This window comes from Sphingorhabdus sp. (genome assembly GCF_046596595.1).
GTDB lineage: Bacteria > Pseudomonadota > Alphaproteobacteria > Sphingomonadales > Sphingomonadaceae > Sphingorhabdus_B.
In genome coordinates this window covers 31,915-54,427 of the sequence record NZ_JBKJMB010000116.1, presented here as the reverse complement: position 1 = coordinate 54,427, position 22,513 = coordinate 31,915, and the positions used below count along the sequence as shown (strand labels likewise).

Here is a 22,513-nt window from a genome sequence, read left to right as displayed (position 1 = left end):
ACTCCAGTCATTCTGCTGCGACCAGGCCTTCGAGCCGGTCTTCCAAGTCGTTGCTGGCGGCTTTCAGGCGCGCCAGTGTATCTGCATCGGGTGTCCACAAATTGCGTTCGCATGCTTCGAGCAGCCGATCTGCAACGCGGGCGGATGATTTCGGGTTGAGGTCCGAAAGGCGCGCACGCATTTCGGGGTCAAGGACAAATGTTTCACTGATTTGCTGATAGACCCACGGTGAAACCGTACCTGTAGTCGCAGACCAACCCATTGTGTTGGTCACGTGCAGTTCAAGGTAACGCACACCTTCAAAGCCATGCTTCAACATGCCCTCATACCATTTTGGATTCAGCATGCGGGTCCGTGTTTCAAGGTCGATTTGCTCGCCCAGCGTGCGAATCTTTGTGTCGCCCTGTGTTGCGTCCACCACATAGATTGGGCTTGCCTTGCCACGTGCCTTTTCAATGGCTTTGCTCATACCGCCCAGACCATCGACATAATGGTCGATGTCGGTGACGCCGGCTTCGACTGATTCGAGATTTTGGTAGGACAGTTCAACGCCAGCCAATTCTGTTTCGAATAAAGCGCGGTGCTGTACCGGTGCACCGCTGCGGCCGTAAGCAAAGCCTTTTTTAGCTTCGAACATATTGGCGAGCTCTTCAGGGTCAGTCCAGGTGCCGCCATCGATCATCATATTGACGTTTGCACCATAAGCGCCCTGCGCGTTGGAGAAGACCCGCAACGCGGCGGTTTCAAGATCGCATCCATGCTGCTCCTGGTGCGCAAGGCTGTGCTTGCGGACGAAATTGTATTCAGCTGGCTCATCGGCCATTGTTGCAAGATAGGTCGCGTCTGCGATCATCCGGGTTTGCAATGGCAATAGGTCACGGAAAATGCCCGACATCGTCACGACGACATCGATCCGTGGACGGCCAAGCTCTTCCAGCGGGATCAGCTCGGCACCGGCAAGCCGGCCATAATCGTCGAAGCGTGGACGCGCACCCAATAAGGCTAGAACTTGTGCAACCTGCGTACCTTCGCTCTTCAGATTGTCGGTGCCCCAAAGCACCATCGCTACGGTTTCGGGGAGCTTTCCGCCGTCAGCCATGTGGCGCGCCAGAAGCTGGTCAGCTTGCGACCGACCCTGAATGCAGGCAAATGTGCTCGGAATGCGGAAAGGGTCGAAACCATGAATGTTGCGGCCGGTGGGCAGCACATCAGGATTTTTGAGGATGTCGCCGCCAGGAGCTGGTTGTACATAAGCTCCGTCCAATGCGCGCATCAATGCGCCAAGCTCGTCGTTGGAATCGATTTTCGCTTCGATTACGGAACGTTCGACATCAGGTGATGCGCCTGCCATGGCATCGACGAGGCCTTCGCGATCCTCTGGTGTCATTTTGCCGCCAAACACGTGCAGGCCGTGCGGGATCAACTCGCGCTCGATCTCGTACAAGCGGCCAGCGAGATCGTTAAGGTCACCAGCTTCAATATCAAGCGTGGCGCATTGGTCGCGGATGAGGAGTTCAAGGTCGCGGCGTTCGTCGCTATCATCTGAGATGGACCGATAGCGCTCCAGAAACGATTTGAGATCCGTAAAGCCTTTGTACAAGCCAGCCTCGGCTAGCGGGGGTGTCAGATAGCTCACCAAAGTGGCACCCGAACGGCGTTTTGCAATGATGCCTTCCGAGGGGTTGTTCGATGCATAGAGATAGAAATTGGGCAAATCGCCAATCAGGCGGTCAGGCCAGCAATCGCCACTCATCCCGGCTTGCTTGCCGGGCATGAACTCAAGCGCGCCATGGGTGCCAAAGTGCAAGGCGGCATTGGCGCCGAAATCTTCGCGGATATAACGATAAAAGGCTGAGAAGGCGTGCGTTGGGGTGAAGCCGCCTTCGAAAAGCAACCGCATCGGGTCGCCTTCATAACCAAAGGCGGGTTGAACACCAACAAACAAATTTCCAAAATGTGCGCCGAGCACGTGGATGGACTGACCATCGCTTTGCTGGCGGCCCGGAGCTGGACCCCACTGCGCCTCGATCTGGGGCAGATATTTTTCGCGGCGTACATGGTCATCGGCGCTGATGCGGGCGGCGACATTGGCGTCTGCACCAAATTGCGCGGCGTTGCCGTGCAATAGCGCATCACGCAGTGCATCGACGCTGGTGGGGACCTCTACTGCATAGCCATCGTCGTGCATGCGCTGCATCGTTGCATGAAGCGATTCGAACACTGCGAGGTGGGCGGCGGTTCCGGTTGCACCGGCGTTTGGCGGAAAGTTGAACAATACGATCGCGACTTTGCGTGCGGCCTTTTCGGACCGGCGCATCCGGATCAAAGCGGTGACTCGCGATGCGAGTGCCGCCGCCCTTTCAGGGCAGCTTTGCATTGCGCGGACATTGTCGGTTACGGAAAACTTGCAATTGCGGTGGCAACCGGTGCAGCCTTCTGGTGAGCCGTCAGACCGACCACCAAATACGCTTGGGGCGATGGCGCCATCAAGCTCGGGGATCGCCATCATCATTGTGGTTTCAAGCGGCAAAAGCCCCATTTTGCCTGCGCCCCATTGCTCCAATGTCTGGAACTCGATGGGGTGCGCTGCGATATATGGCACGTTCAAACGGGTTAGCGTTTCAACGGCTGCATCAACGTCATTATAGGCAGGTCCGCCGACAAGCGAGAAGCCGGTAAGATTGATGATTGCGTCGACAATCGCAACGCCATCCTTGACGAAATAGGCGTCAATAGCCGGGCGAGAATCCAACCCACTGGCAAAGGCCGGGATAACCTTGAGACCTTGTGCTTCCAAGGTTTCGATCATGCCGTCATAATGGCCGGTATCTTTGCCAAGCAGATAGGAGCGCAGCATAAGCAACCCAACAGTGCCTACAGGGCTTTTCACCGACGGCAACAAGGTTGCGTCAGCGGTTAGACGCGCTGGCATGTCGGGATGATAGACGCCGACTTCCGGATATTCGCGCGGTGCATGGGCAGGCAGATGCCCTTTCAGCGCTGCCCGGTCACCCGCAGCATAACGGTCAATCAAGCCGCGGATCATATCAACGACATTGTCGTCCGAACCCGACAGCCAATATTGCAGCGTTAGAAAATACTGCCGGACATCCTGTGCTGGTCCGGGAATGAAACGCAGGATCTTGGGTAAGCGGCGCAGCATTTTCATCTGGCCCGCACCTGAGCTGCCGCCTGGCTTGCCTGAACCGCGCAGCTTCTTAAGCAACGCCAGCGGACCCTTGGCTGGCTTGTCCATGCTGTAATTGCCGAGACGCGTTAGTTTTACAATGTCGCCAGCCGACATGATGCCGACAATTGCATCGCACGCCTCACGTCGCGCGAGCAATGCTGGGTGAATGGCGCGGACATGGTCGTCGAGGAACAGCATGGTCGCAATGATAATGTCAGCGCGTGCGATGTCGGCCTGCGCGCGTTCCAGCACCTTTGGGTCGCGATCCCAGTCCGATGCGGCATAGAAACCGATGCTTACATTATCACGCGCCAAATCGTGATTTGCGCGTTCCACCGAAGCGGCCAAATGGTTGTCGAGCGTGATGATGACGACACGGACGCTGGGTTTGGCATTATCGCGCATAATGTGCCTTTGCCTCGTACAAAGTGGTCAGTTCGATGGTCACCACGCCATTTTCAGCGGCGAACACTTCGGTGTTGCGGCGGGCTTTGCCGCGGACGAAAAAAGGAATTTTCTTAAGTTCGCGGCTCGCTTCGTCGCTCCAGATGGCTTCGCTGCCTTCTGCCGACACTGACGGCGCGGCCTGTTCTTGCGGCGCCGAATGGCCCGGGCCCAAATGCGATGCGCCCGCACCGTCATGAAATTCAAAATCGTCGCGGAACATCGTCAGCAAATGTTCCTCAAGCCCCATCACTAAAGGATGGACCCAGCTATCAAAAATGACATTTGCGCCTTCGAAGCCCATTTGCGGCGAGAAACGCGCTGGAAAATCCTGCACATGCACTGGCGATGAAATGACGGTGCAGGGGATAGAAAAACGCTTGGCAATATGGCGTTCCATTTGCGTGCCAAGGACCAGCTCGGGTTGCGCTTCCTGAATAGCCTTTTCAACCTCAAGATGGTCGTCGGTAATGAGCGGCTCTAGTCCGTATAGCTTTGCCGCAGCGCGTACATCGCGTGCATATTCGCGGTTGTAGCAGCCAAGGCCAACAACCTTGAAACCAAGTTCTTCACTGGCAATCCGCGCCGCCGCAACCGCATGGGTGCCATCACCAAAGATGAAGACGCGCTTGCCAGTGAGGTAATTGGAATCAATCGACCGGCTCCACCATGACAGCCGGGAAAGCCCTTCACGCAGCATGGGTTCGGGATCGACGTTGGCGAGGCCAGCGACTTCACGGATGAAATCCTGCGTTGCGCCAACGCCAATGGGTACAGTCCGCACGGTAGGTTGGCGGAATTCGCGGGCAAGATAATCGGCGGCCAGATCACCCGTTTCGGGATAGAGCACGATGTTGAAATCGGCTTCGCCCAGACGCGCAATATCGGCGACATTTGCGCCCAACGGGGCGACGACGTTTATGTCGATGCCGAGACTATTTAGCAGGCCTGTAATTTCAATGATGTCGTCGCGGTGGCGGAAACCCAATGCCGTTGGTCCAAGCAAGTTCACCAAGGGGCGGCGGTTTTCGCGGTCTGAAGGGCGGCGGTTCTTGTCGACCAGGTGCCGGACGATCTGGTAAAAGGTTTCTGCCGCGCCCCAATGCTCTTTGCGCTGGTAGCTTGGAAGCTCAAGCGGGATCACCGGGATAGGCAGGCCCATTTTTTCGATGAGGCCGGCTGGGTCGTCCTGGATAAGTTCGGCGGTGCACGATGCACCCACGATCATGGCATCTGGCTTGAACCGTTCGATGATATCCATCGCGGCGGTTTGAAACAGTTGCGATGTGTCCTTGCCAAGGTCACGTGCTTGAAACGTCGTGTATGTCACTGGAGGGCGCTTGTCGCGGCGTTCAATCATTGTGAACAGCAGGTCCGCGTAAGTGTCGCCTTGCGGTGCGTGGAGCAGATAATGCACACCTTCCATTGCGGTTGCGACTCGCATTGCGCCGACATGTGGTGGGCCTTCATATGTCCAGACGGAAAGTTGCATCGCCTAAACCCTCAACACGTCGCGGCGGCGCAATGGCCGCGCAAAAAGTTCTGCAAGATCGCCCGCCTGGTCAAAACCATGGATAGGTGAGAATACCAACTCAATGGCCCATTTGGTCGACAGGCCTTCCGCCTCAAGCGGATTGGCAAGTCCAAGGCCGCAGACGGTTAGGTCGGGCCGGGCAGCGCGGACGCGGTCAAGTTGCCGGTCAACATCCTGACCTTCACTGAGCATGACGCCAGCGGGCAAGGCGGCGAGTTCCTGCGCAAGATGTGTGCGATGCAGATAGGGTGTGCCAACCTCAATCAGTCGCATGCCGAGTTCATTGGCCAGAAAGCGCGCAAGCGGCACCTCAAGTTGCGAATCCGGCATGAAGAAGATGGACCGGCCAGCGAGACGCGCACGTTGATGTGCCAAAGCGGTTGTCGCCCGCTCTTGATAGGGATGAAGCACGGCATCGAAATGCGCATCGGCAACGCCAAACGCTGTGGCCGCAGCGTGCAGCCAATTGGTGGTACCTTCGACGCCAAAGGGGAACAATGCATCGAGGCGAGTCGCACCGCGCGCCTCAAGTGCGCGTCCAGTATCCCCCAAAAATGGCTGGGCGAGCAGGAACACCGTGTTCGGACCAATTCCGGGAAGGTTGGCCACGGTGCGTTCGGGCAGACTGGCGACATTGGAAATCCCCAATTCCGCAAACAAGCGGCGGAACTGGTCTTCGACAATATCAGGTAACGACCCTACGATAATCAGGTTTGAAGGCGTCCCTTCGTCCAGCATGGGCATGATTGGGACCAACGATGCAAGGCACGCGTCCTCGCCTTCGGTAAAGGTGGTTTCAATGCCGCTGCCGGAATAATTCAATATGCGCACATGGGGGCTGTGCTTTGCGCCAAGACGCTGGGCTGCCTTGGAAAGGTCAAGCTTGATAACCTCTGAAGGGCAGCTGCCTACGAGGAACAATGATTTGATCTCCGGGCGGCGCGCTAACAACTGGTCTACAATGCGGTCGAGCTCAACATTGGCGTCTGCCAGGCCGGCAAGGTCGCGCTCTTCCATGATGGCAGTCGCGAAACGCGGCTCGGCAAAAATCATGACACCTGCGGCGGATTGCAAAAGATGGGCGCAGGTGCGCGATCCGACAACGAGGAAAAATGCGTCCTGCATTTTGCGGTGCAGCCAGATAATGCCTGTGAGCCCACAGAACACCTCGCGCTGTCCGCGTTCCTTTAAAACCGGCGCCATCGCCGTCGTTGGCTTTGCGAGCGGTGCCAGAGCGTTCATGCTGCCACCTTGCTGTTTTGGGCCGCGTCAAGCCGAGCCACACGGAGCTTGTAGAGGAACTGACCTGCGTTGATCACATAAGACGCATAAGCCGCTAGCGCGACATACATGCGGTCGTGCGACGATCCCCAGTCATTGAAAAGCATGAGCAAATAGGCAGTGTGCAGCGCGAGCACCAACATGCTGAAAACATCTTCCCAGAAAAATGCTTTCGCAAAGAGCCATGCGTCAAACACGACCTTTTCCCAGATCGAGCCCGTAATCATGATGGCGTAAAGCGCGAGCGTTTTAACAAGAACAGATATTTCAGCTGCCTGCTCGCCCGACCCGGTGGCAAGAAACCGAATCACGAGAAACAGACTAATCCCGAAAATCAGAAACTGAACGGGGGCCAATATGCCCTGAATAAATGTCCAGACCGATTCGTCGCGACGCTTGCGTTGCGCCGCAGTGTAGAGAGGCGCGTGGCCGCTTGCTGCTTTTGGCGCTGCGATCGTGAAATTTGCTTCCGACTTAATCTGCGTGCTGATGGACAGAACACATCCTCCCTATCTCCGTTCGACAAATAAAGGCGTGATTTATAAAAGTGTCAAGTTTTTTAGACGTCCAAAAATATTGACACTTAAGGTTTGCCATTCTGTTTGGCTTGCTATACGGTTGTGGCCACTTGAGATGATTTCATCGGAGTAAAGGCCGACGTTATGCCACGCCGACCAGACCGTAAGGGAGTCTGAATAATGGCTACTGTTTTTGGACTTACTGGACTTAAATCCAAGCTAGTTGACTGGCGGGGCGGCCAAAAAATTGACCAGATTCAGGAAATCGATGGCGCAGATGATGTCATCAACAGCATTCGGCTCGTCGTAAATCGCAATGAACAATATGACCTATCCCTTTTGCTCGAAAATCTTGTCATTCCGCGCCTGATTGCGGATCGCAGCGATGACGCACCTTGGCCTGATTCTCTCAAGCGACCGGTGGTTGATAGTGCTATTGAAAGGACGCCCAGTCGGCGGACTATCGATGAACAGGATGTTGAAGCTTTTTCTCATATGTCCGTCAATGAAGAGGCGCATGTTCTCCTGGCATTTGTCGAGGCGCGTCTTGCAACCGGCAATTCTGTTGAGACAATTTTCGTAGAATTGCTTGCGCCTGCCGCGCGCCGATTAGGCGAGTATTGGGACGCGGACAGCGAGGATTTTGTCGGCGTCACCATGGGCTTGTGGCGAATCCAGGAAGTTTTGCGCGCTCTTACCTTACGTATCCCACCAGCGGCGCGCCCCGGCCAAGGTCAGCGTTCGGCGTTGTTTTCGCCGATGCCCGGGGAACAACATAGCTTTGGAACGCTTATGATAGCCGAATGTTTTCAGCGGGCAGGCTGGGAAACCGATGTTTTGATAGAGCCGACTCAATCCGAGTTAACCGGGAAATTTGCCATGCGGCACTATGATCTCATCGGATTGACGGTAAGCAATGATTGTTCTACGGGCGCGCTTCACGGCTTAATAAGCATGATAAAAGCTGTATCGAGCAATCCCCATGTTAAGGTGATGCTTGGTGGACGCGTTATTAACGAGCAACCTGATCTGGTAACCCGCAGTGGCGCAGATGCTACAGCGGTGGACGCACTGTCCGCCGTGGCACTGGCAGATCATATGATACCAATAAGCGCCGCAAGTTTTGAAAATCTGAGTTAGGAAACTGGTCCATTCGATGAACCTTGAGTCAACGCACACGGACCGGATCCCCTTCGGCGATCCTGAAGTCATTTTTGATGGTTTCTCAAAAGAGGACATCATCAACCTCGCTTATTGCGCTGGGGATTTCATGCTGGCGATCGATGAGGCTGGCGTCATCCGCGACATCGCCGTAAATGTCCGCGATCATGGATTTGCAAACATGTGGATCGGCCAGCGCTGGTCCGACACCGTCACGGTCGAAAGCCAGATGAAAATCGCGCAGTTATTGGGTTCGGGCCCTGCGTCCGGCGCGGTTTGGCGGCAGGTCAATCATATGCACGATGGTGACGATGTCCCGATAAATTATAAAGTGATAACACCTGTAAGTGGCGGGTGGAAGGTGGCCATCGGTCGCGATTTGCGTTCGGTTTCTATATTGCAGCAGCGTCTTTTGAAAACGCAGCAATCCATGGAGCGCGATTATCTGCATTTGCGCCAAACCGAAACGCGCTATCGGCTCTTGTTCGACAATATTTCCTATCCAGTCCTGATTGCCGATGCTGAAGGGCTAGATATCCAGCAAGCAAACCGCGCTTGCCACGCGCTCGTAAATGCAGCTCCAGGTTCACTTGAAGGCAAAAACCTGTTGGGCCTTGTGCACCCGGATTACCGCGACGACATCATTGCCTATATCGGCGCCGTCACCGTCAACAGCCAAACGGTTCCGGCCAATGTCCGGCTTTTGGGCAGGGCCGGGTCGGTAAAGATCGCAGCCTCAGCTTTTCGGCAATCCGGGAAGCAGTTTTGGCTGATCAACATTGACGACGGCTTGCATGAGGTCCCGGGTAAGCAGTCTGATCGCTATGTACTCGATGTCGTCGAGAAAATGCCTGATGCGTTTGTCCTGACAGATGAAAAGCAAGCAATCATCGTTGCCAACCGTGCCTTTGCCGAGCTGGTTCAGGCAGGCTCGGTCGAACAGCTTTTGGGCGTATCGCTCAGCCGGTTCGTTGGACGTCCCGATGTTGATGTAGGGCTGCTTAAAAAGCAGCTTAAAGACCATCAGAATGTCCGGAACTTTAGCTCGATCATTAATGACCTGAATGGCGGTGAAGAGCCCGTTGAAATATCAGCAATCATGATTGATCATGAACAGCCGTTATTTGGATATTCAGTCCGTGGCATTGGCCGCCGGGAACGTGATCTGCCACAAAGCAGAAACGAATTTCCGCGCTCGGTCGAACAACTTACCGAATTGGTAGGTCGCAAGACGCTAAAGGAAATCGTGCGCGAGAGTACCGATCTAATCGAACGCATGTGCATTGAAGCGGCTTTGGTCCACACTGCGGATAACCGTGCATCGGCAGCAGAGATCTTAGGACTGAGCCGGCAAAGTCTATATTCAAAGCTGCACCGTCATGGGCTTGGCAATCTGATTGGCAAAGACGACTAATGTCACAATAAATGGACATTTTAATGTCCAATTTATTTGACACTATGTCATAAGTGACATAGCTTCGTGACATGTCAGAATCTTTGATTTCGCCAGATATTCCACGTGTTGCCGTTAAGCGACCGCGTGTTGCCGATATAATCGAACTGACCAAGCCGGTAACTTGGTTTCCGCCGATGTGGGCCTTCATGTGTGGAGTAGTATCTTCGGGCATCGCGATCAGCGAAAATTGGATATTTCTGGTGGCCGGCATCGCACTAACCGGTCCATTAGTGTGCGGTACCAGCCAGGTTATCAACGATTATTGCGACCGGCACGTCGACGCCATTAACGAGCCTGCGCGACCCATTCCATCTGGTCGCGTACCGGGCATTTGGCCCATCGGCATTGCAATCACAGGATCGATGATCTCGCTGATCTTGGCCGCAGCACTGGGGCAATGGGTATTGATTGCCACTTGCGTCGCCTTATTTAGCGGGTGGGCCTATAGCGCCGCGCCGTTCCGCGCAAAACGCAGCGGCTGGTTCGGGCCACTTTTGTGTGCGTTGAGCTATGAAGGACTGTCCTGGTTTACAGGGGCCAGTGTTATGCTCGGCGCTTTGCCAAGCGCAACGGTCTTGATTGTTCTTCTGCTGTACAGCCTTGGCGCGCATGGCATCATGACCCTGAATGATTTCAAAGCGGTTGAGGGCGACAAAGCCACCGGCCTGCGGTCTCTGCCCGTTACTTGGGGCGTGCGACCAGCGGCAATCTTTGCATGTCTTGTCATGGCGGTAGCCCAAATGGCGGTGATAGGCGTTTTATTCGCGCAAGCCCTGACGCTGTCTGCGGTAATCGTCCTGGTCTTTACACTGCTCCAGCTGATATTGATGGTGCGGTTGGTTGGTGACCCCGCAAAATATGCACCTTGGTACAACGCCACCGGGGTATCGCTGTATGTATTTGGTATGTTAGCCGCAGCGCTTGGTCTTGGGGCATATATATGATCGCGAACCAGGGATCAACGCACGGCATTGGCTGGTTTTCCATTATCCGCCTTGGCACGGTGCAAGCAGCCATTGGTGCCATCGTCATGCTCGCAACATCGCTGTTGAACCGCGTGATGGTCGTTGAATATGCCATTGCTGCATCGGTGCCGGCCGGGCTCGTCGCATGGCATTACGGGGTCCAGTTAACGCGGCCGATATGGGGGCACAATTCCGACAGGTCAGCGCATCGCAGCACCTGGGTAATTGGCGGCATGGGGGTGCTGGCCTTGGGCACTTTGCTGTCTGTGGATGCCACGATAATGATGGCATCGAAGGGCGTATTTCCTGTATTCCTTGCCATTGCCGGATTTTCGATGATCGGGCTTGGCGTCGGCATGTCTGGCACAGCTTTGCTGGCTTTGCTCGCTTCGCGGGTGTCGGTCGAACGTAAGCCAGCTGCTGCTGCAATCAGCTGGACGATGATGGTTGCAGGAATTGTGGTCGCAGCGGGCGTTTCGGGCAGTTATCTTGATCCGTTTACCGAAACGCGTCTCGCTATCGTTACCAGCATCGTCGTACTAGTTGCATTTTGTGCCGCTGTCCTGGCGCTGCACGGACTTGAGCGTGGCAGCCAACCTGTCGACAGCGGGATGCCAAAGCCGAATATACCTTTGCGTGAAGTGATCCAGAATATCTGGGATGATGGTCCGGCCCGCCGTTTTACCTATTTCGTATTCATATCGATGCTGGCTTACAGCATGCAGGATCTCATCCTTGAGCCATTTGCCGGTTTCGTTTTCGATATGAGCCCTGGGGAATCCACCAAGCTAGCGGGCGTTCAGCATAGCGGGATCTTGCTGGGGATGTTGATATCCGGCGCTGGCGGCAGTCTGCTCGCGCGGAAATACGGTCAAAATCCACGATTTTGGATTATCTTGGGCTGCTTCAGTTCAGCCATCATGCTGGTTGGCTTGTCTTTTGCTGCCACGGTAGGCCCCGCATGGCCTTTAAAGACCAATGTGTTTGCGCTTGGAGTTGCCAACGGCGTTTTTGCGGTCGCTGCCGTGGGCGCGATGCTTCAACTGGCAAGCGATGGGCGCGCATCGGGCGAGGGCGCGCGCATGGGCGTCTGGGGCGCAGCGCAGGCAATTGCCTTTGGCGCAGGGGGTCTTCTGGGCGCCGTCATCGTTGATCAACTGCGCGCCCGGATCGGGCAAGACAGCATAGCATTCCAAACAGTTTTTGCGGTGGAGGCAGCCATGTTCGTGGTCGCTGCCCTGATCGCAACCGCCACGCAAATGACGCGGCCAACACCTGCAAGAAAGGCGGTGATATTGTGAGAACCCAAACAGAATATGACGTGATCGTCGTCGGCGGTGGACCATCGGGCGCAACTGCTGCTCATGATCTTGCCTGTGCTGGCTATAAAGTTATGCTACTAGACAAGGCTGGCCGGATCAAGCCCTGCGGTGGCGCAGTGCCCCCACGCTTGCTCAAGGATTTTGACATCCCGCAAACTATGTTGGTCGCGCATGCAAAATCCGCGCGCATTATCGCACCTTCAAACAAAAAAGTCATGATGCCTGTGGGTGATGGCTATGTTGGCATGGTGGACCGTGACAGCTTTGATGAATGGCTGCGCAATCGCGCCGCAGAGGCAGGGGCAACGCGGGTAACCGGTAAATGCGAAACGGTCGATGACAGTGCTGCCGTGGTGAAGTTGTCCTATCGTTCCGAGCGCAATGGGCCACTGCATACAGTAACCACTCGGTCGGTCATTGGCGCTGATGGCGCGCGGTCCTCCGTAGCGGCGCAATGCCTAAAAAACGCCGAACGCGTTAAGTGTGTCTATGCCTATCATGAAATTGTCGAAGTACCCGACAATGTTACAGAGGATTATGACCCGACACGCTGCGATGTGTATTATCAGGGGCATCTCTCACCCGATTTTTACGCGTGGATATTCCCGCATGGCAAAACCGCAAGTATTGGTTTGGGCAGCGCTGACAAAGGCTTTCCGTTGCGCGAGACAACCCGGCTGATGCGTGAGCAGACCGGACTTTCCCATTGGAAGACGTTGCGAAGGGAAGGCGCGCCAATCCCGCTCAAGCCACTGAAGCGCTGGGATAATGGCAGGAATGTCGTAGTCGCGGGCGATGCCGCTGGTGTTGTCGCACCGTCATCGGGTGAGGGCATTTATTACGCGATGACTGCCGGCCGGATGAGCGCCGATGCTGTTGCCGCGTTTTTGAAATCCGGCAACCCGAGTGCGCTTCGACTGGCGCGCAAATCCTTTATGAAGGCGCATGGCCGGGTATTCTGGATCCTCGGCATCATGCAGTATTTCTGGTACAAAAATGACAAAAGGCGCGAACGTTTCGTGAAGATGTGCGAAGACCCCGATGTGCAGCGCTTGACATGGGAAGCCTACATGAACAAACAACTGGTACGGCGCGATCCCATGGCCCATCTCCGCATCTTCTTTAAGGATTTGGGGCATCTGTTCGGGCTAAAACCAGTGGAGAGATAAGCCTGGCATGAACAGAGCGCGCATTTTCCCGACCATTATCGCCGGGTCATTGGCTGTGGTCACTGCGATTGTCGGAGGAACGATAACGGTCCTCGATGACTGGTATTATTCGCTTCAGCAACCCGCCTGGGCGCCGCCAGACTATATGTTTGGTGTTATCTGGACCGCAATTTTTGCCATGATTGCGGTTTCCGGCGTGTTGGCTTGGGAGAAAGCACCCACACGCCGCGAATCCGAAACCATCCTTGGCCTCTTTGCGCTGAACGGTTTTCTCAACCTGGGATGGAGTTTTCTATTCTTCCGGATGGAACGACCCGATCTTGCCGTGTTTGAGCTCATTGCCTTGTGGCTATCCATTCTGCTGCTGATCGTCTTTTGTGGCCGCTTTTCCAAGTGGTCGGCAATCATGCTGGTCCCGTATCTCATTTGGGTGACCATCGCGGGTGTCCTCAATTATCAGGTGGTTCAGCTGAACGGCCCGTTTAGCTGATGGAGCATTTCTTCGCCAGCGGCCGTGCCGTTGATGTGGTGCTGGTTGTATTGGTTGTCGAGGCATTGTGGCTTCGCCTGCGTGGGCAGAAATGGGCGGACATCTTTCCTGCCTTGCTGCCCGCCATATTCATGATGCTTGGCCTGCGCGCTGCCCTTACCGGAATGGCTTGGCCCTTTGTCTCAATACCGTTGGCCCTGGCGTTCCCCGTACATCTATATGATCTGCACCGGCGCAAGATGCTTCGACGCTCTTCTTAGTACGAGCCAGCCATAAAAAAACCCGGCGCAATGGCCGGGTTTCTTTTTGCCTATTTGCAGCCCTTAATAATCAGGGGCGTAGCCATGTTCTATGGCCCACAGGTACCAGTTGTCAACGACAGTGCCAGTCAGCAATATGCCGATACCCCCGGTTAATGTCGTCAACACCGCGAACCACCAAGCCCAGCGATGGATCGATTCCATCGTGGCGTTGAAGCCCATGGTCCATCTCCAGAATAAGGCAGCGCGTTCCGATGCGGTTCCACGGTCCGTGATCTGTTCCAACTCACGCTCGCCTCCATAACGGCCGACCGCAAGGATGGTTGCTCCGTGCATGGCGAACAAGAGAGCCGATCCATACAAGAAGACGATTGAGAGCGCGTGGAACGGATTGTAGAATAGGTTGCCATATTGCAGCGAGAAATTGTTCGTCCATTCCAGATGTGGGAAAATTCCAAATGGTACTGCTTCAGCCCAACTGTCCATGAAGAATGGACGGATGAAACCAAGAACCAGATAGAGCCAGATGGCCGAAGCAAATGCCCAGGACACATGGGTTCCCATGCCAAGTGCGCGCGCCCTGCGATACCCGCGGGCCCACCACAAGATGATCGATGTTGTCAGGAAGAACCCTGCCAAGATCCACCAGCCGCCTTTGGCAAGCGGAACAAACGGCGTGAAGCCATATTCCGGGGCAGGCGGGTAAAGCCCAAGCCAGAAGAACTGGCGGACAAATTCAACAGGGTTCCAGTCGACCGAGGCCAACATGCTGAACCCGATAATCTCGATAGCGAAAAAGCCGAAGACGAGCGAGGTGAGGCCAAGCCAGCCAAGATAGATCGGACCGATTTGTGCTTGGCCGAACTTGCCCATCCAGTAGCTGAACCCGGTCATCTCGATGCGGCGTTCGTCCAGTGCGGGTAGCTTCATCCCCATTTCTGGGGAATAAGCCAACTGCACCTGGGTAAATATGTTTTGATAACGTGCCATTTCTTTACCCCTCAATTAAGACCAGATCGGAATGTTGCGCCACCACTCCCACCATTCCGGCCAGCCACCTGCATAAAGTGGCCCCGCGATGATGATGCAGACCGCGCTCCAGAATCCAGCATTCAGCGCGAGGAAAAGACCAAGACGGTGAATACCGATTGTACCGACCGAATAGCCGATGAAATCGCGGAAAAAAGTGTCTTCATATTCCGGTGTTTTAACTTTCTCGCCCTTCATCGGGTTAACCGCTGAAAGGATGAGAGCGCCATGCAGCGCCAATGCGAAGCAGGTTGTGAAGAAAAACGACACGGCAATCATATGGGCCGGGTTGTAATGGAAATTCACATACATGTATCCGGTGTTCGAAACCCAGTCGAGGTGACTGAAAATTCCGTACGGAAACCCGTAGCCCCACGCGCCCATTAAAAACGGGCGGAAAATCACCAGCGTCATATAAGCCAATATGGCAAAGCCGAATGCGACAGGGACATGATATCCCATGCCCAGTTTGCGGCATATTTCGACCTCGCGCAGTGCCCAGGCAATAAAGGAGCCAGTGGCGCACATTGTTATGACTTGCCAAAAGCCACCTTCTTTGAGCGGGGCAAAGCCCAGCCCGTATTTAATGTCCGGCGGATTTATAGAAATCAGCCATGGGTTCCAAGTATCCCCCAATGACGCGGCATAGAAAATCAGCGCGGTCCCCAGAATGGCACAGATCGCCGAAATCACACCGAAAAAGCCGACGTAGAACGGCCCGATCCAGAAATCGAACAGGTCTCCGCCAATCAGCGTCCCGCCACGAACACGATATTTTCGTTCAAAGCTCAACAGCGACATAATACGTCCCCTTCTACCCCCAATGGGCAGGCACCACGGACCTGTCACACGATGCAACAGGTTGATTGTTTTGATCCCCGGGAGGTTCGTGACGCCGAAGCGCCACGACCTCTTAGGGGTTCTGGTTCAGGTCAATTCGCCGGAGCCATTGCAGGTGCAGCAGCCGGAGCAGCAGCAACCGGAGCTGCGACAGCAGCCGGTACAATAGTTGGACCCTCAATCCAGTTGAAGCGATCGGTGCTCAACAGGATAAAGTGAATTAACAAGGCCAGGACGAACAGGAAGATTGCCAAAGCAACCAATGTTCTGCGCGGATCAAATATTAACCAAATTCTCCACATGATACCGCCTCCTTATGTTAATATTGTTGTAATGGTTGCGGTAGCAACCTGGACCGCATCATTCAGCATTGCGTAGCCATTGACGGTTGGAAACCAAGGTCTCCACATCCATACCAACACATGCGCAATGATTGCGACGATGGTAAAACCAATGAAGCTGCTCACAAAAATTTTGTGAAACTCCTTGGCTTCTTCCGGAGTCAGATAGGCTCCGGGTCCAAAGCGTTCGTTATCGCTCATATTCCCTACTCCATTTTAACCCCTTCGAGCCGTATTTTGTGACTCTTCCGGGCGTTTGCCCTGCAGCACCCTTTGCTGCAAAGTTAAGCGACATCCGGCCCATGGCTGGATGAATATGCGGGGCGCCGGTCATGCGTCTGCCCCCTGTAACATGGCAGCGGCGAGCCGTTCGGCGGACACATGGTCCTCACCGGCGCGGCGGGCGCTGCGTTCTGCGGCATCGCGCAGGTTTTTCGCGGCTGAAATGCGCACCAATACCGGTTGCGCTTCGACAATGGAGTCCAGCTTTGCTTTGGCCTCATGATCCCAACGCAACATAGTTTGGCTTCTGGCTGGCGTAGCAGCCCCTGAGTCCATCTGAGTTGAAAGCGGCAATATGTGGAAAAGCGCATCGAACAACGCGTTGCACACTTCCTGCACCAAATAGGTCGCGCCGGAATAGCCCATATAGGGTGTTCCGGTGTGGCGGCGGATGGCTGCACCAGGGAATGAGGCGGGGACGAATATCCCGCGCCCGCCGCTTTCGGCCATGTACATGCGTTCGTTATAGCTGCCGAAAATCACCAATGGCGGATTGTCGAAAATGGCATCGCGCACCGCTTGATTGTCGGGCTTTTGCCCCGCAGTCCGGCTGAATGAAAAATTGCACGGGAGGCCCATGTCATCTTCAAGGAACTTGCGAATGCCTCGTGCGTAAGTATCTGTAGCGACAATACCGAAGCTTGCGGTACCGAAGAAATCCTGGGTCACCGAACGCCACAAGTCCCAAAGCGGTTTGATGGTCGTATGCTTTTCTTTTTCAATAAAGGGCTCAGGATCCAGCCCGGTCATTTCGCCAAGCTGGCGCAAAAACCGCGTCGTTGAATCAAGCCCGATGGGTGCCTGAAGATATGGACGCTCAAGCTTTTCACACAGGTTGCGACCAAACTCACGATACATGCAGACATTGACCGAAGCGAGCGCAAGCTTCTGGATATCTGCCAGATGCGTACCCAACGGGAACACCATGTTCACCTCGGCGCCAATGCCCTCGATCAGGCGGCGGATCTCGGCAAGATCCGATGGCATGTTGAATACGCCATAAGATGGACCAATAATGTTAACTCTCGGCTTATCACCTTCCGCCAACTCTTTTGGCATGATATTCTTTTTTGGACCAAATTCGGTCCAGAGCCAAGTCAGCGCGCGGTCTTCGGACTGCCATTGGTCCTCGTCAATGGTGCGGGGCAAAAACCGCCGGATGTTGGTGCCTTCGGGCGTGACACCACCACCAATCATTTCCGCGATGGAGCCAGTTACAACAACAGCTGGCAAATCCGGGTCGAGCGCTTTCCAGGCGCGGCGCATAGCGCCTTCGGTGCCGGTTTTTCCCAATTCCTCCTCGCCAAGGCCAGTGACGACGATCGGCAATTCATGCGGCGGAAGGCCGTCGGTATAATGCAGCACCGATGTGACCGGCAGGTTTTCGCAGCCGACTGGACCATCAATGATGACTTGAAGGCCCTTGATGGCAGTGAACGCGTAAACGGCGCCCCAATAGCCACCGGCGCGGTCATGGTCGATGATGAGTGTCATGATCCAATCGCCTCCGCTGCTTTGGCGGCTGCGGCATTTTGTGCTGCAAATTTCGCTTTGAACTTGGGCCGGTCGGTTGGCGTGTCTTCCCAGATACCGGCGGTATAGCCTGAACCCACACCTTCGAAAAAGGCATGCATTTTGTCGAAGCGTTCTTTGTTGCCGATGGCGGCGTTGATGACTTGCGCAAGGCTTCCTGCGCCGGCGGGGCCCATCAAAGGACGCGCGGAGATGAGGTTGGTGAAATACAACCCTGGAATGGCCTTGGCCTTGGCGTGTTGAACGACCGGGGTGGTTCCGATTGCCAAGTCAGGGTGGAATTCTTCGACTGCTGCAATATCCTGTTCAAGACTTGCACGGTAATTCACACGAACGCCCTTGGCCTCAAGCCATTCGCGGTCGGGGTCCGACCACTTCGTGCGTGGGCACGCGGTGCCGACATAAGGAACATCAGCGCCGCTTTCGATCAATAGCCGCGCGACCAGCAATTCCGAGCCCTCATAGCCCGATACCGTGATCCTGCCCTTAATGGGCTTTGCGGCGAGTGCGCCCTGGATTGCAGGTAATATGGCGTTTTGGGCCGCGGCGATTTGATCAGCGCTTGCGCCCGTTGCTTCACCAATCGCTTTAAGCCATGCGGCTGTTCCGTCGCGGCCAACTGGCGCAGAGCCGACGACTTTGCGTCCAGCGGCTTCAAACTCGCGCACGCTGGCGGTGTAAAAAGGATGGATTGCGGCGATGACCGCGCCATCGAGTGCCGCATATAATTCGCGCCACTCGCGTGTGGGCACTACGGGTCCGGCGGCAAGTCCAAGTGGCTCGAGCATATGTGCAATGCCCATCGGGTCAGCAGGGAACATTTCGCCGAGCAAAGTGACTGAAGGCTTGTCCGGTAGTGAGGCTGGTGCGGCGACCGGGCCTTGCCCAGCCTCCGTCCGCGCATATTTCAGCATGGCCCCTGCAAGCACGTCCTTAGCTTCGGCATGAGTAGGAATGCCAAAGCCGGGAACATCAATACCGATGATGCGTACGCCATTAATTGAGTCAGGCAGCAGCCGCAGAGGCACGCCGCTTGCGGTCGGGACGCACAAATTGGTCACGACGATCGTGTCATATTTTTCGGGGTCTGCCATCAGTTCGACGGCTTCTTTAATGTCTTCGAATAATTTGCCGGTGACGAGGGTTTCCGAGCTGAACGGTACGTAGCCAACGCTGCGCCGTGCGCCGTAGAAATGCGAGGTGAAAGTCAGGCCGTAGACGCAGCATGCTGATCCTGACAGGATCGTTGCAGTACGGCGCATGCGCAAACCAACACGAAGCGAGCCAAAGGCTGGGCACATTGATTGGGGCTGATCGTGCGGGCCAACCGGATAATCGGCGGCATATTGGTCAAGAATCTCGGTTTTGCCGGCCTTCTTTGCAGCCTCAAGCATTGTGTCCTTGCCGCCATGGCATCCGCTGCCTTCTGCAGGCGCAGCGGTAAGATCAATGCGATCACGCGCACGGTCTGTTCCTGCAGGGGCAACGAGTTCAGTCACGCATCATACCTCATCATAAATAACTTCAAGCGATGGCTTCACTTCGTAAGTGCCGCCGCGCATGTCCGCCTGCGTGGCGGGAACAAGTTGAATGTTGCCGCCTACTTCATCGGGCGAGAACAGGCCGAGCAGCCCGTCTTGCTCAAGTGGCTTTGGCTGACGTGGCGGGGCGTTGGCGACATTTTCGCCAAGCTGCGCGAACAACGTGCCCCATTCGCTGTCGGACGTGCCGATGATTTGATAATTGGCTGATTTGCGGCGAATGTCTTCGTTTGCGGGGATCGCAATAAGCACAGGAATATCGACTGCCTCAGCAAAAGCCTGTGCTTCTCCGGTGCCATCATCCTTGTTGATGATCATGCCCGCAACGCCGACATTTCCGCCCATTTTGCGGAAATATTCAACGGCCTTGCAGACATTGTTCGCGACGTAGAGTGATTGCAGATCGTTTGATCCAACGACGATGACCTTTTGGCACATGTCCCGCGCAATCGGCAGACCGAAGCCGCCGCAGACAACGTCGCCCAAGAAGTCGAGCAGGACATAATCAAAGCCCCAGTCATGGAAGCCAAGTTTTTCCAGAAGTTCGAATCCGTGAATGATTCCGCGTCCACCGCACCCCCGGCCAACTTCGGGTCCGCCAAGCTCCATGGCAAAGACACCGTCGCGCTGAAAGCAAACATCCTCAATGGAAACTTCTTCACCAGCAAGTTTCTTACGTGACGAAGTCTCAATGATTGTGGGGCAGCTTTTACCGCCAAACAGCAATGATGTTGTATCCGATTTGGGATCGCAACCGATGAGCAGCACACGCTTGCCTTGCTGCGCCATCATGTAGCTGAGGTTTGATAACGCGAAGCTTTTGCCCGAGCCACCTTTGCCGTAAATGGCAATAATCTGTGTTTCTTTTTTGATTTCACCCGTGTGAACGGGATCCGGTTCAATCGCGGCTTCACCGCGTAAAGCCTCTATGTCGAGCATAGTCATTGGCATTCTCTCCAATCGAGTACCATTTTCAGGCAATCAGGGTTTTCAAAAGCTTCTGGATAGGCCGCATCGGCTTGCGTTGCGGGTTCAATGCGGGAAATCAGGCCCGAAAGGTCAAGCGCGCCGGTTTCAATCAATGCGTGCACCGAATGCAGGTCATCTGGCTGCCATTCCGCAGCAATGCGGATGCGGGCTTCACGTTGAAAGGCGGGCGCAAAATCGAAGTTGATCGGTTGGCTGTAAAAACCAGCCAGGACGAGTTCACCCCCCTTGGCAAGACGGCCGATAAAGCTGTTTATCGACGACGCGTCGCCGCTGACGTCATATACATGCGCATAATCACGGCGGTCATCATCTTGCGGATGGATCACGTGATACCCAACGCCGCCGCCCTGCCGTGTCACATTGGTTTCCCAGACGACGGGGGCTGGTGCGCCAGCGGCGATCGTCAGGCGCGCGAGCAACCGTCCCAATATGCCGTGTCCAATAATGAGTTGTGGCGGCTCGCCGCGACATATGGCGTGCAACGCGGTTGCAGCAAGCGCATATAAAACGCCCTGCTCAGCAAGATTTTCGTTGATGGGCATTGCGCGGGCAGACGCGACGATGACGTTGCGTGCAGCGCCCCCGAAGAGCCCGCGGGCGTCGCGGTAACAACTTGCGCCGGGGACAAAAACCCACTCGCCGATTCTTTGCTGATGCTCTGGACCTGCATCAATGATGCGGCCAATCGATTCGTACCCGGGAACCAATGGATAACCCATGCCGGGAAAGCTTGGCATATTTCCGGTCCATAACAGCTTTTCTGTACCGGTGCTGATGCCGCTATAATGGATTTCCACCCGAACGTCTCCGCTTCCCATCGCCGTCAATGCGGTGTTGCGCATCGCGAGCTTGCCTGGGGCTTCGAATATGATCGCTGAAGTTTCCAAAACTGTCTTTTCTTCCCTGTCCACCTCACTCCAATTGATGGATGGAGGCTCTCTCAGGTGTCAAACTATCCTAACAGTTTTAATTGTCAAATAAATTGGACAGTCATGTGTCATTTAATTGCGACAATCGCGCTCGTGATGATTGGCAAAGCGGTGCGCACTCGCTTGATATTCGCAAATCCGGCGGCTTTCAGCATGATTTGCAGTTCGGCAGCGGTTCGGGGCCGACCTGAGCCCATCGCCCATAGATAGAGCCCGAAATAGGCGTGGCCCATCGGTTTGGCATGCGGGCTGTCGGCCATTGGCTCGACTATGAGCAGTCGCCCACCAGTTGGTAGGGCCGAATAGATTTTCGCCAACAAGGTCTGCACGACGTCGTCGTCATGGTCGTGGAGGATTCGCGACAGGGTGATCAGGTCATAACCTTCAGGCAGAGGACTGGCCTTAAAACTGCCGGGGTGAAGCTGCCAGCTGGCGGACAAAGGTGCGTTCGCGAATCGCTGCTTTGCGGCCTCTATGACCTCCGGTAGGTCAAAGATCCCGACCTCCAGTGCGGGCGCTGCCTGAAGGATTGCTGCCGCAAAAGCGCCCGATCCACCGCCCACATCAAGCATCCGGCGGTGCGCCTTAAAATCATAAGCATCGATAATCTGCTGCGATACCATTGGCTGAGTCGCCGCCATTAATTCCGAATAATCCGCGGCCTTTTCCTGGCTGCCGCTTTTGGATGCGTACGTCCAATAGGCCGATAACGCCGTTTCCTCGCGGCGGTCCTTAGCAAAAAGCGCCAGCGGGTCGGTCAGGTCCCGGTAGAGCAGGCGGTGGTGACGAATCATCGCCAGCGCACCATCATTGCACGACAATGCGGCTCCCGCCTCACCAAGTGTCCACCAGTTGTCAGCAAGCGACTCGGAGATTTGCAGCGACTCGCCCGCATGTAGCAGGCGGGATGCGGCATCTGGCGCAAGCCCAGTAAACGCCGCGACTTCCGGCGTGCTACGCAAGTGGCCATTAAGATAGCTAATCAAATCCGACTCAACGAAGGCGGCAAGAACCTGCGCGTAGACAAAGCCTGCAATCATATCGAACTGCGCTGCTGCCTTGCGCCGTGCAATGCTCCGCACAATCGGCGTGCGCGAGGCCCAGCGCTGAAATCCTGGACTGCCTAGGATCGCATTCCGCCGAAGCACCCAACGCGCCTTCAGAGATGGAGTGTAATAACTATCGGACATAAATGTTTGTCCATTTGATTGGACTTCTGATAGCCTGCGGTCAATTCA

The 22,513-nt window shown here is 55.3% G+C and carries 20 protein-coding genes; 7 read left to right on the top strand and 13 right to left on the bottom strand.

The window, feature by feature from the left end; translation table 11 throughout:
- Positions 1-7: 7 nt before the first annotated feature.
- Genes ACLL9E_RS11490 through bchF form a run of 4 tightly spaced genes read right to left on the bottom strand, consistent with a single transcriptional unit; the run spans position 8 to position 6,904 of the window.
- On the bottom strand, positions 8-3,595 hold the full coding sequence (locus tag ACLL9E_RS11490; protein ID WP_411291866.1) for a magnesium chelatase subunit H: 3,588 nt from the start codon (positions 3,593-3,595) through the stop codon (positions 8-10).
- Entirely contained in the window at positions 3,585-5,126 is a 1,542-nt protein-coding gene (gene bchB, locus ACLL9E_RS11485) for a ferredoxin:protochlorophyllide reductase (ATP-dependent) subunit B (RefSeq protein WP_411291865.1), read from the bottom strand. The genes ACLL9E_RS11490 and bchB overlap by 11 nt, the downstream gene beginning before the upstream one ends.
- Before the next feature lie 3 nt (positions 5,127-5,129).
- On the bottom strand, positions 5,130-6,410 hold the full coding sequence (locus tag ACLL9E_RS11480; protein ID WP_411291864.1) for a ferredoxin:protochlorophyllide reductase (ATP-dependent) subunit N: 1,281 nt from the start codon (positions 6,408-6,410) through the stop codon (positions 5,130-5,132).
- Complete coding sequence (gene bchF / locus ACLL9E_RS11475) at positions 6,407-6,904, bottom strand: 2-vinyl bacteriochlorophyllide hydratase (protein ID WP_411291891.1); 498 nt, start codon at positions 6,902-6,904, stop codon at positions 6,407-6,409. Before bchF ends, ACLL9E_RS11480 begins: the two co-directional genes overlap by 4 nt.
- A gap of 243 nt (positions 6,905-7,147) precedes the next feature.
- On the opposite strand from bchF, the gene ACLL9E_RS11470 reads away from it, so the two are divergent.
- From ACLL9E_RS11470 to ACLL9E_RS11440, 7 genes are all read left to right on the top strand, one after another.
- Positions 7,148-8,107 carry a B12-binding domain-containing protein gene (locus ACLL9E_RS11470; RefSeq protein WP_411291863.1) on the top strand — a complete coding sequence of 320 codons (960 nt, stop codon included), beginning with the start codon at positions 7,148-7,150 and terminating at the stop codon, positions 8,105-8,107.
- 16 nt (positions 8,108-8,123) lie between these two features.
- Entirely contained in the window at positions 8,124-9,542 is a 1,419-nt protein-coding gene (gene ppsR, locus ACLL9E_RS11465; RefSeq protein ID WP_411291862.1) for a transcriptional regulator PpsR, read from the top strand.
- A 71-nt stretch (positions 9,543-9,613) separates the two neighbouring features.
- A complete protein-coding gene (chlG, locus tag ACLL9E_RS11460) occupies positions 9,614-10,528 on the top strand; it encodes a chlorophyll synthase ChlG (RefSeq protein WP_411291861.1) in 915 nt (304 codons plus the stop codon).
- A complete protein-coding gene (locus ACLL9E_RS11455; protein WP_411291860.1) occupies positions 10,525-11,850 on the top strand; it encodes a BCD family MFS transporter in 1,326 nt (441 codons plus the stop codon). Before chlG ends, ACLL9E_RS11455 begins: the two co-directional genes overlap by 4 nt.
- Positions 11,847-13,040 carry a geranylgeranyl diphosphate reductase gene (locus ACLL9E_RS11450; RefSeq protein WP_411291859.1) on the top strand — a complete coding sequence of 398 codons (1,194 nt, stop codon included), beginning with the start codon at positions 11,847-11,849 and terminating at the stop codon, positions 13,038-13,040. The genes ACLL9E_RS11455 and ACLL9E_RS11450 overlap by 4 nt, the downstream gene beginning before the upstream one ends.
- 7 nt (positions 13,041-13,047) lie before the next feature.
- Positions 13,048-13,530 (top strand): TspO/MBR family protein, encoded by a 483-nt coding sequence (locus tag ACLL9E_RS11445; protein WP_411291858.1) that lies wholly within the window; start codon positions 13,048-13,050, stop codon positions 13,528-13,530.
- Positions 13,530-13,790 carry a hypothetical protein gene (locus ACLL9E_RS11440; protein WP_411291857.1) on the top strand — a complete coding sequence of 87 codons (261 nt, stop codon included), beginning with the start codon at positions 13,530-13,532 and terminating at the stop codon, positions 13,788-13,790. Before ACLL9E_RS11445 ends, ACLL9E_RS11440 begins: the two co-directional genes overlap by 1 nt.
- Positions 13,791-13,853: 63 nt before the next feature.
- On the opposite strand, the gene pufM is transcribed toward ACLL9E_RS11440, so the two are convergent.
- The 9 genes from pufM to ACLL9E_RS11395 form a co-directional block, all read right to left on the bottom strand.
- Positions 13,854-14,780: a photosynthetic reaction center subunit M gene (gene pufM, locus ACLL9E_RS11435; RefSeq protein WP_411291856.1), complete on the bottom strand. Its 927-nt coding sequence runs from the start codon at positions 14,778-14,780 to the stop codon at positions 13,854-13,856.
- 15 nt (positions 14,781-14,795) lie between these two features.
- Entirely contained in the window at positions 14,796-15,620 is an 825-nt protein-coding gene (gene pufL / locus ACLL9E_RS11430; RefSeq protein WP_411291855.1) for a photosynthetic reaction center subunit L, read from the bottom strand.
- Positions 15,621-15,751: 131 nt separating this feature from the next.
- Positions 15,752-15,961: a light-harvesting antenna LH1, alpha subunit gene (gene pufA / locus ACLL9E_RS11425; RefSeq protein WP_411291854.1), complete on the bottom strand. Its 210-nt coding sequence runs from the start codon at positions 15,959-15,961 to the stop codon at positions 15,752-15,754.
- A gap of 12 nt (positions 15,962-15,973) precedes the next feature.
- Positions 15,974-16,201 (bottom strand): light-harvesting antenna LH1, beta subunit, encoded by a 228-nt coding sequence (gene pufB, locus ACLL9E_RS11420; protein ID WP_411291853.1) that lies wholly within the window; start codon positions 16,199-16,201, stop codon positions 15,974-15,976.
- A gap of 129 nt (positions 16,202-16,330) precedes the next feature.
- Positions 16,331-17,776, bottom strand: coding sequence for a chlorophyllide a reductase subunit Z (gene bchZ, locus ACLL9E_RS11415; RefSeq protein ID WP_411291852.1), 1,446 nt, complete (start codon positions 17,774-17,776; stop codon positions 16,331-16,333).
- A complete protein-coding gene (gene bchY, locus ACLL9E_RS11410; protein WP_411291890.1) occupies positions 17,773-19,209 on the bottom strand; it encodes a chlorophyllide a reductase subunit Y in 1,437 nt (478 codons plus the stop codon). The genes bchZ and bchY overlap by 4 nt, the downstream gene beginning before the upstream one ends.
- A 108-nt stretch (positions 19,210-19,317) precedes the next feature.
- Entirely contained in the window at positions 19,318-20,301 is a 984-nt protein-coding gene (locus ACLL9E_RS11405) for a chlorophyllide a reductase iron protein subunit X (RefSeq protein WP_411291851.1), read from the bottom strand.
- Positions 20,298-21,233 (bottom strand): chlorophyll synthesis pathway protein BchC, encoded by a 936-nt coding sequence (gene bchC / locus ACLL9E_RS11400; protein WP_411291850.1) that lies wholly within the window; start codon positions 21,231-21,233, stop codon positions 20,298-20,300. The genes ACLL9E_RS11405 and bchC overlap by 4 nt, the downstream gene beginning before the upstream one ends.
- Before the next feature lie 110 nt (positions 21,234-21,343).
- The gene (locus ACLL9E_RS11395; RefSeq protein ID WP_411291849.1) at positions 21,344-22,465 is read right to left on the bottom strand and encodes a methyltransferase; all 1,122 of its coding nucleotides are present in this window, start codon (positions 22,463-22,465) and stop codon (positions 21,344-21,346) included.
- Positions 22,466-22,513: the final 48 nt, after the last annotated feature.

Bases quoted from the DNA above. Each gene is read 5' to 3' on its own strand.
- ACLL9E_RS11440 (WP_411291857.1), top strand. From the start codon at position 13,530: ATGGAGCATTTCTTCGCCAGCGGCCGTGCCGTTGATGTGGTGCTGGTT.
- bchY (WP_411291890.1), bottom strand. From the start codon at position 19,209: ATGCTTGAGGCTGCAAAGAAGGCCGGCAAAACCGAGATTCTTGACCAA.
- ACLL9E_RS11470 (WP_411291863.1), top strand. From the start codon at position 7,148: ATGGCTACTGTTTTTGGACTTACTGGACTTAAATCCAAGCTAGTTGAC.
- ACLL9E_RS11445 (WP_411291858.1), top strand. From the start codon at position 13,048: ATGAACAGAGCGCGCATTTTCCCGACCATTATCGCCGGGTCATTGGCT.
- pufM (WP_411291856.1), bottom strand. From the start codon at position 14,780: ATGGCACGTTATCAAAACATATTTACCCAGGTGCAGTTGGCTTATTCC.
- pufB (WP_411291853.1), bottom strand. From the start codon at position 16,201: ATGAGCGATAACGAACGCTTTGGACCCGGAGCCTATCTGACTCCGGAA.
- pufA (WP_411291854.1), bottom strand. From the start codon at position 15,961: ATGTGGAGAATTTGGTTAATATTTGATCCGCGCAGAACATTGGTTGCT.
- pufL (WP_411291855.1), bottom strand. From the start codon at position 15,620: ATGTCGCTGTTGAGCTTTGAACGAAAATATCGTGTTCGTGGCGGGACG.
- ACLL9E_RS11395 (WP_411291849.1), bottom strand. From the start codon at position 22,465: ATGTCCGATAGTTATTACACTCCATCTCTGAAGGCGCGTTGGGTGCTT.
- ppsR (WP_411291862.1), top strand. From the start codon at position 8,124: ATGAACCTTGAGTCAACGCACACGGACCGGATCCCCTTCGGCGATCCT.
- chlG (WP_411291861.1), top strand. From the start codon at position 9,614: ATGTCAGAATCTTTGATTTCGCCAGATATTCCACGTGTTGCCGTTAAG.
- ACLL9E_RS11405 (WP_411291851.1), bottom strand. From the start codon at position 20,301: ATGACTATGCTCGACATAGAGGCTTTACGCGGTGAAGCCGCGATTGAA.
- bchZ (WP_411291852.1), bottom strand. From the start codon at position 17,776: ATGACACTCATCATCGACCATGACCGCGCCGGTGGCTATTGGGGCGCC.
- ACLL9E_RS11490 (WP_411291866.1), bottom strand. From the start codon at position 3,595: ATGCGCGATAATGCCAAACCCAGCGTCCGTGTCGTCATCATCACGCTC.
- ACLL9E_RS11455 (WP_411291860.1), top strand. From the start codon at position 10,525: ATGATCGCGAACCAGGGATCAACGCACGGCATTGGCTGGTTTTCCATT.
- ACLL9E_RS11480 (WP_411291864.1), bottom strand. From the start codon at position 6,410: ATGAACGCTCTGGCACCGCTCGCAAAGCCAACGACGGCGATGGCGCCG.
- bchB (WP_411291865.1), bottom strand. From the start codon at position 5,126: ATGCAACTTTCCGTCTGGACATATGAAGGCCCACCACATGTCGGCGCA.